Genomic DNA, 16,127 nt, shown 5'->3' on the forward strand with positions numbered 1-16,127 from the left:
GCCGGCGTCCACATCGCTACTACAGGCAGGTAGCCCGCACCGTTACGGCGGTGGGATCTTCTAACGCCGACGCCGTCACTACCCGACGAGTGAGTCGGCCCGCTCTTCGGCCGTCGCGGCGATGATGCCGAAGACGAAGCCGATCACGATGCTGGCGATAAGCAGGCCGAGCATGATCATGATCATCAGCCGCACCGACTTCAGATACCACTCGGTGCGCTGCATGGCCAGCGTCTGGGCGGCCACGTGCTCGGCGACGTAGCGACGGAAAGCGACCTCGTCAGTAACGTCGACCTCGGTGGGCGCAGTGAGGGGCTGTGCGGGCAGGGCCGGCATGGTCATGTTGCGGACCGTACCGGCTCGCAACCGGCCGTGGTCCCGCCCCGACGCGTGTCGGGGCGGGACCACGGTCTCAGTCGATCTCGGTGAGCAGGTCGAGAAACCAGGCCGGCGGCGCCTGCACCATGTGCCAGCCGCGGTCAGCGGTGAAGGCAATCGCGGCCCGCTCCAGGGCCACCTGTAGCGGTGCCGGCGGCGCGTCCGGGGCGACCCACAGCCGGGGCCGTAGCATCGCCACCTTCTGCTCGAGCAGCAGCCACCTCACCGTCGAGTGAGACACCCCCAGGTGCGCGGCCACCTGCCGCAGCGACCACCTCTCGGCCTCGTAGAGACGGCGCACCTCCCGACCACGGCCTGTCCCGCCGGCCCGCGGCCGTCACGACCGGCCCGCCGCGTCGTCGCAGCCGTTGTAGTCGGCCATCGCCCGCTGGAACAGCGCCCGCACCGGGGCGTCCTTCGGGAGGAAGGTCAGCACGGCCTCCACCTCGTCGACGGTCGCGTCCCAGGTGGGGCCGCTACGCCGGTCACGGTCGACGTAGAAGCGGGCCGGCGCGCCCACGTCGCCCTGGTGCCACCAGCCGCCGAGCTCGTCGCTGGCCTGGATCATGCGGCCGACGCACGGCGTCTCGTCCAGCTCGGCCCGCTCGTCCTCTGCCGCACGCCCGTGCTGCTTCGGGTCGCACCACGTCTCGTGCTTCCAGTACCGAGCGCGGCGCAGCTCAGTCAGGAACATCTCGACGGCATCTACCTCAGCGGCATCGAGCGACCAGTCGCGGCCGTTCAGCTGAAAAGTCTGTCGGTGGGTGCCGATAGCGTTCTTCGTCAAGGTCCTCATCCTCCTGAGGGTGGGGATCCAGGGCCCGTCCGGTGTTCCAGCACCTGGCGGGCCCGCCTTGTCTCAGCCGGTCGGCGGAGACGTGTCTGTGGAGGCGCGCTTCCGCGCCTGCTCTCGCTGGGCGCGGATGCGTTTGGCGAGCTCGTCGACGCTGCGGCCGCCGGGCACGTACGCCTCGCGGGCGGCGTCCATCACGGGCAGGGCGTCGCGGCGCGCGCGGCCGGTAGCGAAGACTCGCCCTGCTGCGGCGATGCACTCCTCGCGCGTGGGGCGCCGGTGCCCGGGCGGAATCGGATCGGGCCCCCAGTACGGGGTCAGGGCGTCGGTAATGCCGGGGACCATGTCGGACAGGTGTGACAGGTGGGCGCGTGGTGGGCGCGAACTCGCGAGGAAGTGCCCCGACGGGGCCACACGGTGAAGCACCCGCGCGGGCTGCTGACCAGCGAAAACAGCACGAGCGCTCACTCGGCACCACTCCCCCGCACATCCTTGCGCTGACTCTTAATCAGCGGGTTCGGGGTTCGAGTCCCTGAGGCGCACCAGTTCGACGAAGCGGCTTCGTCCTCCGGGACGGAGCCGCTTCGTCGTTCCGCTCGTCCGGCTACGGTCGCGGCCTGGGGCGACGGCCGAGGAGCGCGAAGCGCCCCGCCTGAGGACCGTGCTCCGCCGGTCCGTCGATGCGGGGGCCCAGCCTCGCCAGCACGCAGGTCGCAGCCCCGGGCCTCGCGGCTCAGCGGCGGCCGGTCACCGGTGCGTACGGCACCGGCGTCGTCGGGTCCTCGAACCGGGCCACGGTGCCGAACAGCATCAGGCCCGCGGTGGCGGCGACGACCACGACCGACTCCGCCACCTTGCGCCCTCGGCTCCTCCCCCGCACCGGGCCACCCTCGCCCGCGCCGGTGACCCCGTGTCATCGTCCTGGCGGCGCGGCACCCGGCCGGGGGACGGCGCCCGCCCGATCGGGGGACCGCCCTCTGACGGAGGGTGAGGACGCTCGGATCAGTGGTGCGCGTGCACGACCGCGTGCCCGCGCCCGCGGCTCATCAGCCACCGGTTCACCGGGAGCGTGACGACGAAGGCGAGCGCGAGCGCGCCGGCCAGGGCCACCCAGAAGACGGCGCTGCCGATCCCGGCGTCCATCGCTCCCGGGATGGCGAGCATCGCCCCGTTGTCCACCACCTCCATGACGGTGATGGACAGCGTGTCCGCGGCCAGCGCGACACCGAGGGCCTGCCGGAACGGCACCCCGGCGCGCAGCACGCCACGCATGGTGAGCGCATAGCCGAACAGGAAGGCGAGCGTGACCGACAGCGCCACGGTGGCGAGGTCGTGGAGCCCCGCCGAGGTGCCGATCACCATCCCCAGCACCTCGCCGATGGCGCAGCCGGTGAGGCAGTGCAGCGTCGCCTGCGCGGCCGAGGCCCAGCTGACGGCAGCGCTCGGGGCCGCCTCGTGGGCAGCGTGCGTGTGGTCCGGGTGCCCGGTGTGCGCGTTCACGGAGGTCTCCTCTCGACGACGCTCCGGTGATACCCCCTAGGGGTACCAAGCGCAAGGGCCTCACACCGGCTGCAGCAGCTCCACGTCCACGTGGATGCCGTCGAGCGCGTACGCCGCCCGCCGGCTGGCCTGCTGGGGCGTGGCGCCCACGGCGACGACGTGCCCGAGGTGGGCGGTCGGCGACCCGGGCGGCTCGGTCCGTCCGCCCACGGAGGTGAAGACCTCCGCCACCAGGAGCCCGGGGATGGCCCCGGCGTCGCGCACCCCCGAGACGCCGCGCACCCGCCCCGCCGTGTGCGACAGGAGCGAGACGCGGGTGCACGCGGGAGCCGCCCGGTCGGCCCGGACCTCGGGCAGGGGCTCCCCGAGGAGCAGCGCCACCGCCGCGTCCGCGGAGTCGACACCGCCGACCTGGTCCACGCACAGCTGCGCGCCCGGCTCGGCCGGCCGCGCGTGCAGCGCGGTCAGCACCGGTCCCGCGGGGCCGAGCACGAACTCCAGGTGGAACGGCCCCGAGTCGTAGCCGGCCGCGGCGAGGGCAGCGGCGACGAAGGCGGGGGCGTCCGCGAGCGGGGGCTGCCGGGTGGCCGTCGTCGCCAGCTCGGCCCACTCCGGCGGCGGGGTCATCACCTGGTCCGACCACGCCAGGACCACCGGCCGCCCGTCGGCGACGAGCCCGTCGGCGGCGAACCGCGGGCCGTGCACGTACTGCTCGACCAGGAGCCGGCCCTGCGGCTGCACGCCCGGCCCGAGCGAGGCGCGCGCGGCGTGCCGGGCGGCCAGCGCCCGGAGCTCGCCGTCGTCGGCGACCAGGGCGACGTCCCAGCGACGGCCACCGTCGACGGGCGCGACGACGCACGGGTAGCCGACGGCCGCGGTCAGCGCCGGGTCGCCGGCCGGGACCGACACCCACGGGGCGACCGGCACACCCGCCGCCGCGACCGCGGCCCGGAGGACCGTCTCGTCGTTCGCGAGGGCCGGAGAGCCGGGCGTGGGGCCCCGCAGGCCCAGGACGCGCGCCGCCACCGCGGCCGGCTCCAGGAACCCGTCGACGACGCTCGTCACGGCCACGGGCGCCCCCGCGAGGGCCTCGACCGCGGCGACGACGGCGCCGGCCTGCCGGGTGTCGCACTCGACCCACCGGTCCACCAGCCAGTCGACGTCCTCGCCGTAGGACGCCCGGTCGCAGGTGAGCACCGCGGTCCGGAGGCCCCGCGCGCGGGCCCGCTCGAGCTGGGCAGCGCCCGGCTCGTCCAGCCGGTCCCCCGCGCCGAGCTCCGGGCACCCTGCCGACGGGCGGTGCGGCAGCTCCACCGCGACGAACCAGCGGTCGGCTCCAGGGCACGTCTGGAGGACATCGGAACCGCTCGCACCCGACCCCGTCATGGGCCTTGCCCCCCGTCGCTCGCTGAGTTCGGCGAACCATACCGGTCGGTTGGTTTCACAGGGAAGGGATCTGTCGCGCCCTGTCACGAACGGGCGAACGCCGGTCCGCGAGGGGAAGGGGACGGCACCCCGGCGGGTTCCCCTGGGTGTGACCAGCGCACCCGCCCCCCGCGACGTGGACGTCGTGGTGGTCGGCGCCGGCCAGGCCGGGCTCTCCACGGCCTGGGGCCTCGCGCGGCAGGGGTTCGAGCGGGGCAGCGGCTTCGTCGTCCTCGACGGGGAGCCGGCTCCCGGCGGCGCCTGGCGCCACCGCTGGGCGTCGCTGACCCTCGGCACCACCCACCGGGTGCACGACCTCCCCGGCCTCCCCTTCACCCCCGACGACGACCGCGCACCGGCCGTCGAGTCCGTCCCCGCCTACTTCGCCGCGTACGAGCGGCACTTCGAGCTGCCCGTCGTCCGGCCGGTCCGGGTGTCGGCCGTCCGCCGGACCGACGACGGCCGGTTCCGCGTCGAGACCGACCACGGCGACTGGACGGCGCGGGGCCTGGTGAACGCGACCGGCACCTGGACCCGGCCGTTCGTCCCGCGCTACCCGGGCCAGGAGCTGTTCCGCGGCCGCCAGCTGCACACGGTCGACTACCGCTCGCCCGAGGAGTTCCGCGGGCAGCACGTCGTCGTCGTGGGCGGCGGCGCCTCCGCCACCCAGCTGCTCGGCGAGATCTCCCGCGTCACCTCGACGACATGGGTGACCCGCCGGCCACCGGTGTGGCGCGAGGGCGTCTTCGACGAGAACGCCGGCCGCGAGGTGGTCGCGAAAGTCGAGGAGGCCGTGCGCCAGGGCCGCCGTCCCGGCAGCGTCGTCGGCCTCACCGGGCTGCTGGTCTCCACCCCCTACATCCGCGACGGCCTCGACCGCGGCGTCCTGGAGCGGCTGCCGGTGTTCGACCGGATCACCGAGGACGGCGTCGCCTGGGACGCCACGCCCACCCGGCCACCCCGGTTCGTGGCCGCCGACGTGATCCTCTGGGCCACCGGCTTCCGGGCGGCCGTCGGCCACCTGGCCCCCCTGCACCTGCGCGAGCCGGGCGCCGGCTTCCGCCTCGACGGCACCCAGGTCGTCGGCGAGCCCCGGGTCCACCTCGTCGGGTACGGCCCCTCCGCCAGCACGATCGGGGCCAACCGGGCCGGCCAGGCCGCCGCCCGCGCGCTGCGCCGCGAGCTCCGCCCGGGTGCTCCCCTGTCCCGCACCGCCTGAGCCCTCAGGGAGGGTTCAGGGTCCGATCAGGGCGCTCCCCGATGGATCCAGGACCGCCGCGCCGACAGGCTCCTGGCATGACCACTCCCCCGACCGGCGGCGGGGCGATCGCATGATCGCCGCCCGCGGACTCACCAAGACCTACGGCGCCAAGCCCGCCGTCGACGGCGTCACGTTCACCGTCGAGCCGGGCCGCGTCACCGGCTTCCTCGGCCCCAACGGCGCCGGCAAGTCGACGACGATGCGGATGATCCTCGGGCTGGACCGGCCGACGTCGGGCAGCGTGACGGTCAACGGCCGCCGCTACCAGGAGTACCCGGCCCCGCTGCGCGAGGTGGGCGCGCTGCTCGAGGCGCGCGCCCTGCACCCCGGCCGCTCGGCCCGCGACCACCTGCGCTGGCTGGCCGCGAGCAACGGCATCCCGCGGGCACGGGTCGACGAGGTCCTCGGCCTCGTCGGTCTGGACGCGGTGGCGGACAAGCGGGTGGGCAAGTTCTCGCTCGGCATGGGCCAGCGCCTGGGCATCGCGGTCGCGCTGCTCGGCGACCCGCCCGTCGTCGTCCTCGACGAGCCGGTGAACGGCCTGGACCCCGAGGGCATCCGCTGGGTCCGCACCCTCGCCCGCGACCTGGCGGCCCAGGGCCGCACGGTGTTCGTCTCCAGCCACCTCATGTCCGAGATGGCGCTGACCGCCGACCACCTCGTCGTCGTCGGCCGCGGCCGCATCCTGGCCGACTGCTCCATGGCGCAGTTCATCGGCGAGCACGCCGCGTCCTACGTGCGGGTCGCCAGCCCCCAGCGCGGCGAGGTGGCCGACCTCCTCCGCCGCGAGGGGCTCGACGTCGCCGTCCACGACCAGGAGCTCCGGGTCCAGGGCCTCGACGCCGCCGGCGTCGGCGAGCTCGTCGGCCGGAACGGCCTGCTGCTGCACGAGCTGACCCTCGTCCGGTCCTCGCTCGAGGACGCCTTCATGACCTTGACCGCCGACAGCGTGGAGTACTCGGCCCACGCCCCGGCCCGTACTCCCGCAGGGGCCCACTCATGACCGTCACCGCCACCGACACCACGGTCCGCCTCGACCCGAACCGCAACGTCCCGGGCGTGCGCCGCCCGGGCTTCGCCGAGACGGTCCGCGCCGAGTGGATCAAGTTCTGGTCCGTCCGCTCGACCGCCTGGTCGGTCGTGGCCATGTTCGTCCTCGGCGCCGGCCTGACCGCGCTGGTCTGCGCCACCAACGCCGAGTGGCTGGCCAGCAGCGAGGCCGACGAGCACCCCGGTTCCTTCGTCACCTTCGGGATGACGTTCGCCCAGATCACCGCGATCGTGCTGGGCACGCTCGCCGTCACGACCGAGTACGGCACCGGGATGATCCGCGCGACCCTGGCCGCCACGCCGCGACGCGGAGCGGTCCTGGCCGCGAAGTCCGTCGTCCTCGTCGGCACCCTGTTCGTCGCGGGCACGCTCACCGCGGTGGCCGGCTTCTTCGCCGGCAACTTCTTCCTCGACCGCGAGGGCATCGGCCTGGCCCTGTCCGACGACAGGGTGCTGCGGTCCATGCTCGGCAGCGGCCTCTACATGGCCGGCCTCGGGCTGTTCGCCGCCGCCGTCGGCCTCCTCGTCCGGCACACCGCCGCCGCGCTGTCGATCGTGCTGGCGCTGGTCTTCGTCGTCGGCACCATGGTCGTGCTCCTGCCCGGGGCCTGGGGCGAGTGGACGTCGAAGCTCATGCCGGGCAACGCCGGAGCCTCGGTCGCCACCCCGGTGTCGTTCAACCCGAACCTCCTGGAGCCGTGGGCCGGCTTCGGTGTCTTCTGCGCCGAGGTCGCGGCGGTGCTGCTCGTCGGGTACCTGGTCTTCCGGCGGCGCGACGCCTGACCCCGCCGCCCGCCCGACCCCGCTGTGCCCCGGCCGCCCCGGCCGGGGCACAGTGGTGCCATGACCACGCCGGACCCCGCGGCCGAGGGGCGCCTCCGCGCCGAGAAGCTGCTGGCGCACCTGTCGGAGAACGAGGACGACGCGGCCGAGGAGCTCCTCGCCGGGCTGACGGAGGTCCGCGACCTCGTGTTCGTCGGCGCGGGGCTCACCGCCATCGCCCGTGCCGAGGGCCGGACGCTGCCCACCGCCCAGCGGGCGCAGGCCAGCACCCGGCAGCTCAAGCTGGGCCAGCTGCGCGACTCCCACCGCGACGACCCGGAGGGGCTGCGGACCTGGCTGCGCCGCTCCGGCGAGGAGATCCTCCTCATCCGGTCGCTGCAGGCCGCGGTCGCCCGCCTCCCCTGACCGGCCCGGCGTCCCGCGCCCGGGTCAGGTCCCGATGGGGGTGAGCGCGGTGACCATGCCGAACAGGTCCTTCGGGTCCTCCGGCTCGGCGACCAGGTCGATCTGCTCGGCCCACGGCGTGCCGCGGACGGCGTCGCGCACGAAGCGCAGGGCGGAGAAGTCCTCCACGGCGAAGCCGACGGAGTCGAAGACGGTGACCTGCTCGGGACCCGTGCGCCCCGGCGCCCGGCCCGTGACGACCTCCCACAGCTCGGTGACCGGGTGGTCCGGGCCCATGACCTGGATCTCGCCCTCCACCCGGGTCTGCGGCGTGTACTCGACGAACACGTCCGCGGTGAGCAGCACCGCCGGGTCCAGCTCGGTCTTCCCCGGGCAGTCGCCGCCGATGGCGTTGAGGTGCATGCCGGGCTCGACCCAGTCCGCGGCCAGCACGGTGGCGTGGGACTTGTCCGCGGTGCACGTCGTCACCACGTCCGCGCCCCGGACGGCATCCCGGCCGGAGGAGGCGACCCGGACGTCGAAGCCGAGGGGCTCCAGGTTGCCGGCCAGCTTCGCCATCGCGGCGGGGTCGGTGTCCCACACCGACACCTCGCGGATACCGAGGGCGGCGCGCATCCCCAGCGCCTGGAACTCCGACTGGCTGCCGGCCCCGACCAAGCGAGCCGCCGCGCGTCGGGCCGCGCCAGGTGCCGCGCGGCCATGGCCGACGTCGCCGCGGTCCGGAGCGCGGTCAGCAGGGTCATCTCCGCGACGAAGACGGGGTAGCCGGTGGAGACGTCGGCCAGCGCCCCGAACGCGGTCACCGTCTGGAACCCGCGGAAGGGGTTGCCCGGATGGCCGTTGACGTACTTGAACGCGTAGGTCTCGCCGTCGCTCGTCGGCATCAGCTCGATGACGCCGAACGGGGTGTGGCTGGCGACCCGCGGCGTCTTGTCGAAGGACTGCCACCGGCGGAAGTCGTCCTCGACGTAGCCGGTCAGGCCCGCGATGACGCGCTCGGGACCTGCCTCGGCGATCCATCGGACCATGTTGCGCACGTCCACGAACGTCGTCATGCCCGCTGCCCCCTCTCGGTGCGCAGAACGCTAGGAGTGGGCGATCTGCACGGGCAATGAGCAGAGTGCGCGATCCAGCGTCGGCGGATGACCAGAACGAGGCCCGGGCCCATACGATCCGCGCATGGCGACCCTGACCGACCTCGACCGGCGGCTGCTGTCGGCACTGCGGGAGGACGGGCGCACGCCCGTGGCCGAGCTGGCCCGGCGGCTCGGCGTCACCAGGGCGACGGTGACCAGCCGCATCGACCGGCTGGTGGCCGAGGGCGTGATCATCGGCTTCACGGTGCGCGTGCGCGACGAGGCGGAGACCGGTGGGGTGCGCGCCGTCTCGCTGATCGAGGTCGAGGGGCGCACCACCGACCAGGTCATCGACCGGCTGCGCGGCTTCCCCGAGATCGAGGCGCTGCACTCGACCAACGGCGCCTGGGACCTCGTCGCCGAGACCCGCACCAGCGACCTGGCCGAGTTCGACCGGCTGCTGGGCCGGATCCGCTCGGTGCCCGGCGTCCTCAACAGCGAGACGAGCCTGCTGCTGACCTCCGTGCTCCGCTGAGACCGCCCGGCGCGTCCCTCAGCCCATGTGCGGGTAGCGGTGGTCGGTCGGCGGCGCGAACGTCTCCTTGAGCGAGCGGGTCGACGTCCAGCGCTGCAGGTTCTGCTTCGCGCCGGCCTTGTCGTTCGTGCCCGACGCGCGCCCACCCCCGAAGGGCTGCTGGCCGACGACGGCGCCGGTCGGCTTGTCGTTGACGTAGAAGTTGCCCGCCGCGTGGCGCAGGAACCGCTGGGCGTGCGCGATCGCCGCGCGGTCCTGCGCGATGACCGCTCCGGTGAGGGCGTAGGGAGCCACGGACTCCATCTGGGTGAGGACCGCCTCGTACTCGGCGTCCTCGTAGACGTGCACCGCCAGCAGCGGGCCGAAGTACTCGGTGGTGAAGACCTCGTGGCCCGGGTCGGTGCCCTCGATGACCGTGGGCCGCACGAAGAAGCCCTCGCTGTCGTCGGCGGTGCCGCCCGCGACGACCGACAGCGCCGGGTCGGCGTCGACCCGGTCGAGGACGCCGGACAGCTTCGCGAAGCTCTTCCGGTCGATCACCGCGCCCATGAAGTGCGAGAGGTCGGTGACGTCGCCCATCGACAGGGACTCGGTGACGCCGACCAGGTCGTCGCGCAGCCGGGCCCAGACCGACCGCGGCACGTAGGCCCGCGACGCCGCCGAGCACTTCTGGCCCTGGTACTCGAAGGCGCCGCGGACCAGTGCCGTGCGCAGCACGTCGACGTCGGCCGAGGGGTGGGCGACGACGAAGTCCTTGCCGCCGGTCTCGCCGACGACCCGCGGGTACCCGCGGTAGCTCGCGATGTTCTCGCCGACGGTGCGCCACAGGTGCTGGAAGACAGGCGTGGACCCGGTGAAGTGGATGCCGGCGAGGTCGCGGTCGGCCAGCGCCACCTCCGACACCGCGATCCCGTCGCCGGTGACCATGTTGATCACGCCCGGCGGCAGGCCCGCCTCCTCCAGCAGCCGCATGAGGAAGTGCGCGGCGAACTGCTGGGTCGGGGCGGGCTTCCAGACGACGGTGTTGCCCATCAGCGCGGGTGCGGTCGGGAGGTTGCCGGCGATCGCGGTGAAGTTGAACGGCGTGACCGCGTAGACGAAGCCCTCCAGCGGCCGGTGGTCGCTGCGGTTCCAGACCCCGGGTGAGGACTCCGGCTGCTCGGCCAGGATCTCGCGGGCGAAGTGCACGTTGTAGCGCCAGAAGTCGACCAGCTCGCAGGCGCTGTCGATCTCGGCCTGCTGCGCGGTCTTGCTCTGGCCGAGCATCGTCGCGGCGTTCAGCGTCTGCCGCCACGGGCCGGCGAGCAGCTCGGCCGCGCGGAGGAACACCGCGGCGCGGTCGTCGAAGGAGAGGTCGGCCCAGCCCGGTGCGGCCTCCTTCGCGCAGCGGACGGCGTCCTGCGCGTCGCCGTGGGTGGCGTGCGCCGCGGTGCCGAGGACGGCGGAGTGCCGGTGCGGCTGGACGACGTCGAACCGGTCGCCCGCGGCCATGCGCTGCCGGCCGCCGATCGTGCTGGTGAGTTCTGCGGGGTCCGCGGCGAGCTCGGCGAGCCGGCGCTGCAGCTCGTCGCGCTCGGGCGTGCCGGGGGCGTAGGTGAGGACCGGCTCGTTGCGCGGGGCCGGCACCCGGGTGATGGCGTCCATGGGGGTCCTTTCCGGACGACGGAGAGGGCCGAAATGGCCATTTCGGCCCTCGGGGGTCAGCGGCGGGTGGCGAGGGAGCGCAGGAAGAACGCGACGTTGGCGGGGCGCTCGGCCAGCCGGCGCACGAAGTAGCCGTACCAGTCGGCGCCGTAGGGCACGTAGGCCCGGACGCGGGTGCCGGCGGCGGCCAGCCGGCGCTGCTCGTCGGGGCGGATGCCGTAGAGCATCTGCACCTCCCACGAGGCCGCGGCGCGGGAGTGCTGCGCGGCCAGCTCGTGGGCGCGCGCGACGACCGCCGGGTCGTGCGAGCCGACCATCGGGTACCCGGGGCCGGCCATGAGCAGCTCGAGGCAGCGCAGGTAGGCGGCGTCGACGTCGGCCTTCCGCTGGTGGGCCACCGACGCGGGCTCGTCGTAGGCGCCCTTGACCAGCCGCACCCGCGAACCGGTGACCGCGAGCGCCTTCGCGTCGTCCTCGGTGCGGTGCAGCATCGCCTGCAGCACCGCACCGGTCCCGGGGTGCTCCTTGCGCAGCTCGGCGAGCGCGGCCAGCGTCGAGTCGACGGTGCGGGAGTCCTCCATGTCCAGCGTGACCGTCGTGCCCATCGCGGTGGCGGCCTCGACGACCGGGCGCACCAGCTCCAGGGCGACGTCGTGCCCGCCGTCGGGGAGCGCCTGGCCGAAGGCCGAGAGCTTGACCGAGACCTCGGCGGCCGGCCCCAGCGCGAGCGGGGCGAGACCGTCGAGCAGCGCGAGGTAGGCGTCGCGGGTGCGCAGCGCCCGGGCGCGGTCGGTGACGTCCTCGCCCAGGTGGTCGAGGGTGACCGCGATGCCGTCGGCGGACAGCTCGCCGACGGCGCGCAGCGCGTCGTCCAGGTGCTCGCCGGCGACGAACCTGTCGACGACCCGGCGGGTGGCCGGCGTGCGGGTGACGGCGGCGCGGAGGCCGGGCCGCCGGGAGGCGCCCAGCAGGACCTTCTGCAACACCACGGCACCTCCCGCGACGACCGACCGGCTCGCCCTGAACGCTAGGCACCCCCACCCGTCTGGGCCAGGTGCAGATGTCGGGACTCCGGCCGTCTGCTCTCATACGGATGTACGAGAAGGGGAGGTTCATGCGGGACGACCTGCAGGAGCTCGTCGACGAGGTGTCGCGGGTGCTGGCCGCGCCGGCCACGCTCGAGGACGCGTCGTTCACGCTCCTCGCCTTCTGCGCGCACGACGACAGCGGCGCGGACCCCATGGACGCCGTCCGCACCCGGTCGATCCTGACCCGGGGGTCGGCGGCGGCGACCCGCCGCTGGTTCGAGGACTTCGGCATCGCCTCGGCGACCCGACCGCTGCGCACGCCGGCGGACCCGGCGGCCGGCATCCTCACCCGGCTGGTGCTCCCGGTGCGGCACGAGGGAGCGACGCGGGGGTACCTGTGGCTCCTCGACGGCGGCCGGGTCGACCCGGACGACGACGAGGACCCGGCGCTGGCCCGGGCCATGGAGCTGGCCGCCCACGTCGGGCGGCTGCTGGCCGGCCGCCCCGCCGACGACCTCGGCCGGATCCTCGCCGACGCCCTCACCGGACGCCCGGCCGCCCGCGCCCAGGCGGGACGGCGGCTCGCCGACCGGCTGACCGAGGACGGCGCCCAGGTGCTCGTCGCGCTCGCCCCGTCCGGGGACGTCCCTCCCGGCTGGCGGCTGCCCGCGGCCGGTGCGGTCGCCACCCTCGTGGACGACGGCCCGGTGGCCGTGCTCGTCCCGCTGCCGTCCACGACCGACCTGCGCCCGGCCGGCGCGCTGGCCGCGGCCTCCCTCCGGTCGCTCCCGGCCGGCAGCACCGCCGGGGTCTCCGCCGTGCGCCGCGGCACCGCCGACCTGGCCGAGCAGTGGCGGGAGGCGCGGGCCGCCGCCCGGGTCGCCGCGGCGGTCGAGCGCTTCTCGCCGGTCGTCCACTGGGCCGAGCTCGGCGCCTGGCGACCGGTCACCGGGCTGCCCGGACCGGACCCGGTCGTGCTGCCGCTGCTGGCCGACCCGGTGCTCGCCGCGACGGCGGAGACCAACCTCGACTGCGCGGGGAGCGCGGCGCGCACCGCGGAGGCCCTGGGCATCCACCGGCAGACGCTCTACTACCGGCTGGGCCGGATCGCCGCGGTCACCGGCCTGGACCTCGCCGAGGGCGACGACCGCCTCCTGCTGCACACCGGGCTGCGTGCGGCACGGCTGTCCCGAGTCGACCGCCCCCGGCCCGGGCCGGTCACCTACCCTCGACCGTGATGGCTGCGGACGACACGACTGCGCACCAGGACGACCGCAGCGGGAGCGACGACGTCCTGCGGCTGCTGCGCACCGGGACGGCCCCGGAGCACGACGCCGTCGAGCGCACCCTGGACCTCCTGGACCCGCGGCTCGACCGCGACCGGCTCGGGCGCGCGCTCGGGCTGATGCACGGCTTCTGGGTGGCCGCCGAGAGCGGCCTGGACGAGTGGGCCGCCCGCTCCCCCGAGGCCGCGAGCGCCGTGGACTGGCCCCGCCGCCGGCGCGCCGACTTGTTCGCCGCGGACCTCGCCACCCTCGGGGCGCCCGCACCGGCCGGCGCCCCCCGCCTGCCCGCGGTCACCGGCACCGACGAGGCGCTGGGCCGGCTGTACGTGCTGGAGGGCTCGACGCTGGGCGGGACCTTCATCGACCGGCACCTGGCGACGCTGCCCACCCTCGCCGACGTGCGCATCCGCGCGTTCTCCCCCTACGGCGCCGAGACCGGCGCCATGTGGGCGGGATTCCGCCGGGCCACCCGCGCCCACGTGGCCGCCGGGGGCGACGTCGACCGGATCGTGGCCGCCGCCCGCGACACCTTCCGCACGCTGGCCGAGTGGTGCGCCCCGGCCGCGCGCGCCCAGGAGGTGCCGGCATGACCGACGTCGACCGCGAGATCGAGTTCCTGGCCCCCGGCACCCCGATCGACCTCTCCAACTGCGAGCGCGAGCCGATCCACATCCCCGGCAGCATCCAGCCCCGCGGCGTGCTGATCGCCGTCAGCGACCCCGACTGGGTCGTGCAGCAGGTGTCGGCCAACCTCGCCGACCTCACCGGCGTGGCCTGGCAGGACGCGATCGGTCGCCCGCTCGCCGACGTCCTCGGCGTCGCCGCGGCCGGGGCGGTCATCCGCTCGGCCAGCGCCTTCGGCGACCTCCGCGAGCGCAACCCGGTGGAGGTCACCCTCGACCTCGACGGCGACCCGGTGCCGGTCGACGCGCTGCTGCACCGCGCGATCGTCGAGCGGGGCACCGTCGACGCCGGCGACGGGCCGGTCGCCACGCAGGAGCTCCCGGTCTCCAGCCTGGTCGTGGAGCTCGAGCCGGCCCGCGGGCCGCGGCCGTTCTCCTTCCCCAACACCTACCAGGCCGTGCGCGGCACGGTGGCCGAGCTCAACCGGGCCTCGTCGCTCCCGGAGCTGTACGACATCACCGCCCGGGCGGTGCGGTCCCTCACCGGCTTCGACCGGGTGATGGTCTACCGCTACGACGCCGACTACAACGGCGAGGTCGTCGCCGAGGCCAAGCGCGAGGACCTCAACTCCTTCCTCGGCCTGCACTACCCGGCCTCGGACATCCCGGCGCAGGCCCGGGCACTGTACGAGAAGAACTGGATCCGGCTGATCTCCGACGTCGACTACGCGCCGGTGCCGATCCACCCCGTCGAGCACCCCGTCACCGGCCGGCCGCTGGACCTCACCTACTCGACGCTGCGCAGCGTCTCCCCCATCCACGTCGAGTACCTGCACAACATGGGCGTGCGCGCCTCGATGTCGATCTCGCTGCTGCGCGGCGACAAGCTGTGGGGCCTCATCGCCTGCCACCACTACAGCGGCCCGCACGCCCCGCCGTACGCCACCCGCGCCGCCGCGGAGTTCCTGGGCTCGACGCTGTCGGTGCGGCTGATCGACCGGGTCGCGGAGGACGAGGTCCAGCGCGCCCTGCGCGTCCGGTCCACCCTGACCACGCTGACCGCCGCGGCCCTCGACGAGGACCGGGCGCTGAGCGAGACGCTGCTCGGCCGCCCCGGCCTGCTGGACGTGCTGGACGCCGACGGCGTCGTCGTCCACCTGCAGGGGCACCGCGGCTCCGCCGGCGCCGAGCTCCCGCAGGCGCTGGCCGACGACATCGCGGCCTGGGCCGCCGCCCGCGGTGACGACGTCGTCGCCACCGACGCCCTCGCCACCGACGCGCCGCACCTGCCGGCCCCCACCGAGGTCGCGTGCGGCGTGCTCGTCCTGCCGCTGCCCGAGGGCCAGTACGTGCTGTGGTTCCGCGGCGAGGCCGTGCGGCACATCGACTGGGGCGGCGACCCGCACAACAAGGCGATCGCCGAGCGCGAGGGCGACGAGGTCCGCCTCAGCCCGCGGAAGTCCTTCGACCGGTGGCGGGAGACCGTCCGAGGCCGCTCCGAGCCGTGGACGGCGCAGGAGGTCGCCGAGGTCACCGAGCTGCGCACCCACCTGCTGGAGGCGCTCTACGCCCGGTCGCGCAGCATCGTGCGGGCCGCCGAGACGCTGCAGCGCAGCCTGCTCTCCGAGCCGCCGGAGCCCGACCACCTCGAGGTCGGGGTGCGCTACGTGCCGGCCGCGCGCGAGGCGCAGGTGGGCGGTGACTGGTACGACGTGTTCCGGCAGCCCGACGGGTCGACGATGCTGGTGATCGGCGACGTCGTCGGCCACGACACCCAGGCGGCCGCGACCATGGCGCAGCTGCGCGGCCTGCTGCGCGGCATCGCCTACGACAACGGCGCCGGGCCGGCCTCGGTGCTCTCCCGCCTGGACGCCACCATCGAGGGCCTGGCGCTGGGCGCGATGGCGACCGTGCTGGTCGGCCGGCTGGAGCAGACCGCCGACGAGCGCGGCCGCGGCGTCACCCGGCTGCGCTGGGCCAGCGCCGGCCACCTGCCGCCGCTGGTGGTCGCGCCCGACGGCACCCAGCGGCTGCTGGAGTCCGCCCGCCCCGGCCTGCTGCTCGGCGTGGACCCGAGCCTGCCGCGCACCGAGTACGAGGCCGAGATCGAGCGCGGCTCCACCCTGCTGCTCTACACCGACGGGCTCGTCGAGCGCCGCGACCAGGTCTTCGACGACGGCGTGGACCTGCTCGGCGAGGCGCTCGCGGACCTGCGGGGACTGCCGGTCGAGCAGCTGTGCGACCGGCTCATCGCCCGGCTGATGCCCGAGGGCGCGGAGGACGACGTCGCCCTCGTCGCCGTCCGCCTCCGACCGCAGGAGCGCTGACCGCACCCCGGCG

17 protein-coding genes, 1 tRNA gene and 1 pseudogene are annotated in these 16,127 nt (G+C 74.9%); 9 read left to right on the forward strand and 10 right to left on the reverse strand.

All coding sequences use genetic code 11. The annotated features are described in order from the left end of the window. Window positions 1-78 precede the first annotated feature (78 nt). The 4 genes from E4P43_RS04985 to E4P43_RS05000 form a co-directional block, all read right to left on the reverse strand. On the reverse strand, window positions 79-342 hold the full coding sequence (locus E4P43_RS04985) for a hypothetical protein (protein ID WP_135144313.1): 264 nt from the start codon (window positions 340-342) through the stop codon (window positions 79-81). A gap of 70 nt (window positions 343-412) precedes the next feature. After that, a complete protein-coding gene (locus E4P43_RS04990; RefSeq protein ID WP_135144314.1) occupies window positions 413-679 on the reverse strand; it encodes a helix-turn-helix domain-containing protein in 267 nt (88 codons plus the stop codon). A gap of 36 nt (window positions 680-715) precedes the next feature. Further along, the gene (locus E4P43_RS04995) at window positions 716-1,165 is read right to left on the reverse strand and encodes a hypothetical protein (RefSeq protein ID WP_135144315.1); all 450 of its coding nucleotides are present in this window, start codon (window positions 1,163-1,165) and stop codon (window positions 716-718) included. Window positions 1,166-1,237: 72 nt separating this feature from the next. Beyond that, window positions 1,238-1,516: a hypothetical protein gene (locus tag E4P43_RS05000; RefSeq protein ID WP_135144316.1), complete on the reverse strand. Its 279-nt coding sequence runs from the start codon at window positions 1,514-1,516 to the stop codon at window positions 1,238-1,240. A gap of 115 nt (window positions 1,517-1,631) precedes the next feature. Between E4P43_RS05000 and E4P43_RS19805 the strand changes: the two genes are divergently transcribed. Next, window positions 1,632-1,716, forward strand: a tRNA-Ser gene (locus E4P43_RS19805). 457 nt (window positions 1,717-2,173) lie between these two features. Here the strand turns inward: E4P43_RS19805 and E4P43_RS05005 are convergent. Next, on the reverse strand, window positions 2,174-2,671 hold the full coding sequence (locus tag E4P43_RS05005) for a DUF4396 domain-containing protein (RefSeq protein ID WP_135144317.1): 498 nt from the start codon (window positions 2,669-2,671) through the stop codon (window positions 2,174-2,176). 60 nt (window positions 2,672-2,731) lie between these two features. Further along, entirely contained in the window at window positions 2,732-3,985 is a 1,254-nt protein-coding gene (locus E4P43_RS05010; RefSeq protein ID WP_135144318.1) for an ATP-grasp domain-containing protein, read from the reverse strand. Between the two features lie 220 nt (window positions 3,986-4,205). Here E4P43_RS05010 and E4P43_RS05015 point away from each other — a divergent pair, with 220 nt between their 5' ends. From E4P43_RS05015 to E4P43_RS05030, 4 genes are all read left to right on the forward strand, one after another. After that, window positions 4,206-5,315 carry an NAD(P)-binding domain-containing protein gene (locus E4P43_RS05015; protein ID WP_209313735.1) on the forward strand — a complete coding sequence of 370 codons (1,110 nt, stop codon included), beginning with the start codon at window positions 4,206-4,208 and terminating at the stop codon, window positions 5,313-5,315. 112 nt (window positions 5,316-5,427) lie between these two features. Beyond that, complete coding sequence (locus E4P43_RS05020) at window positions 5,428-6,360, forward strand: ABC transporter ATP-binding protein (protein ID WP_135144320.1); 933 nt, start codon at window positions 5,428-5,430, stop codon at window positions 6,358-6,360. Continuing rightward, a complete protein-coding gene (locus tag E4P43_RS05025; RefSeq protein WP_135144321.1) occupies window positions 6,357-7,190 on the forward strand; it encodes an ABC transporter permease subunit in 834 nt (277 codons plus the stop codon). Before E4P43_RS05020 ends, E4P43_RS05025 begins: the two co-directional genes overlap by 4 nt. A gap of 60 nt (window positions 7,191-7,250) precedes the next feature. Then, a complete protein-coding gene (locus tag E4P43_RS05030) occupies window positions 7,251-7,595 on the forward strand; it encodes a hypothetical protein (protein WP_135144322.1) in 345 nt (114 codons plus the stop codon). A gap of 24 nt (window positions 7,596-7,619) precedes the next feature. Here the strand turns inward: E4P43_RS05030 and E4P43_RS20420 are convergent, their stop codons facing one another. Continuing rightward, window positions 7,620-8,210, reverse strand: a complete 591-nt coding sequence (locus E4P43_RS20420; RefSeq protein WP_245158942.1) for a hypothetical protein — start codon at window positions 8,208-8,210, stop codon at window positions 7,620-7,622. Window positions 8,211-8,296: 86 nt separating this feature from the next. Further along, window positions 8,297-8,650: pseudogene (locus E4P43_RS20425) on the reverse strand (ornithine cyclodeaminase); the annotation flags it as partial. Window positions 8,651-8,774: 124 nt separating this feature from the next. Here E4P43_RS20425 and E4P43_RS05040 point away from each other — a divergent pair. After that, window positions 8,775-9,206: an Lrp/AsnC family transcriptional regulator gene (locus E4P43_RS05040; RefSeq protein WP_135144323.1), complete on the forward strand. Its 432-nt coding sequence runs from the start codon at window positions 8,775-8,777 to the stop codon at window positions 9,204-9,206. Between the two features lie 18 nt (window positions 9,207-9,224). Here E4P43_RS05040 and pruA read toward each other — a convergent pair whose 3' ends face one another. Both pruA and E4P43_RS05050 read right to left on the reverse strand, forming a co-directional pair. Then, a complete protein-coding gene (gene pruA / locus E4P43_RS05045; protein ID WP_135144324.1) occupies window positions 9,225-10,850 on the reverse strand; it encodes an L-glutamate gamma-semialdehyde dehydrogenase in 1,626 nt (541 codons plus the stop codon). A 56-nt stretch (window positions 10,851-10,906) separates the two neighbouring features. After that, complete coding sequence (locus E4P43_RS05050) at window positions 10,907-11,836, reverse strand: proline dehydrogenase family protein (protein ID WP_135144325.1); 930 nt, start codon at window positions 11,834-11,836, stop codon at window positions 10,907-10,909. Window positions 11,837-11,964: 128 nt separating this feature from the next. On the opposite strand from E4P43_RS05050, the gene E4P43_RS05055 reads away from it, so the two are divergent. Genes E4P43_RS05055 through E4P43_RS05065 form a run of 3 tightly spaced genes read left to right on the forward strand, consistent with a single transcriptional unit; the run spans window position 11,965 to window position 16,114 of the window. Next, window positions 11,965-13,116 carry a PucR family transcriptional regulator gene (locus E4P43_RS05055; protein ID WP_135144326.1) on the forward strand — a complete coding sequence of 384 codons (1,152 nt, stop codon included), beginning with the start codon at window positions 11,965-11,967 and terminating at the stop codon, window positions 13,114-13,116. After that, window positions 13,116-13,754 (forward strand): biliverdin-producing heme oxygenase, encoded by a 639-nt coding sequence (locus E4P43_RS05060; RefSeq protein ID WP_135144327.1) that lies wholly within the window; start codon window positions 13,116-13,118, stop codon window positions 13,752-13,754. Before E4P43_RS05055 ends, E4P43_RS05060 begins: the two co-directional genes overlap by 1 nt. Then, window positions 13,751-16,114, forward strand: a complete 2,364-nt coding sequence (locus tag E4P43_RS05065) for a SpoIIE family protein phosphatase (protein ID WP_135144328.1) — start codon at window positions 13,751-13,753, stop codon at window positions 16,112-16,114. The genes E4P43_RS05060 and E4P43_RS05065 overlap by 4 nt, the downstream gene beginning before the upstream one ends. Window positions 16,115-16,127 lie beyond the last annotated feature (13 nt).

It is taken from the genome of Blastococcus sp. TF02A-35, from assembly GCF_004571075.1.
Taxonomy (GTDB): Bacteria; Actinomycetota; Actinomycetes; order Mycobacteriales; family Geodermatophilaceae; genus Blastococcus.

Bases quoted from the DNA above. Each gene is read 5' to 3' on its own strand.
- E4P43_RS05030 (WP_135144322.1), top strand. From the start codon at position 7,251: ATGACCACGCCGGACCCCGCGGCCGAGGGGCGCCTCCGCGCCGAGAAG.
- E4P43_RS20420 (WP_245158942.1), bottom strand. From the start codon at position 8,210: ATGCGCGCCGCCCTCGGTATCCGCGAGGTGTCGGTGTGGGACACCGAC.
- E4P43_RS05065 (WP_135144328.1), top strand. From the start codon at position 13,751: ATGACCGACGTCGACCGCGAGATCGAGTTCCTGGCCCCCGGCACCCCG.
- E4P43_RS05025 (WP_135144321.1), top strand. From the start codon at position 6,357: ATGACCGTCACCGCCACCGACACCACGGTCCGCCTCGACCCGAACCGC.
- E4P43_RS05020 (WP_135144320.1), top strand. From the start codon at position 5,428: ATGATCGCCGCCCGCGGACTCACCAAGACCTACGGCGCCAAGCCCGCC.
- E4P43_RS04985 (WP_135144313.1), bottom strand. From the start codon at position 342: ATGACCATGCCGGCCCTGCCCGCACAGCCCCTCACTGCGCCCACCGAG.
- E4P43_RS05060 (WP_135144327.1), top strand. From the start codon at position 13,116: ATGGCTGCGGACGACACGACTGCGCACCAGGACGACCGCAGCGGGAGC.
- E4P43_RS05055 (WP_135144326.1), top strand. From the start codon at position 11,965: ATGCGGGACGACCTGCAGGAGCTCGTCGACGAGGTGTCGCGGGTGCTG.
- E4P43_RS05040 (WP_135144323.1), top strand. From the start codon at position 8,775: ATGGCGACCCTGACCGACCTCGACCGGCGGCTGCTGTCGGCACTGCGG.
- pruA (WP_135144324.1), bottom strand. From the start codon at position 10,850: ATGGACGCCATCACCCGGGTGCCGGCCCCGCGCAACGAGCCGGTCCTC.
- E4P43_RS05000 (WP_135144316.1), bottom strand. From the start codon at position 1,516: ATGGTCCCCGGCATTACCGACGCCCTGACCCCGTACTGGGGGCCCGAT.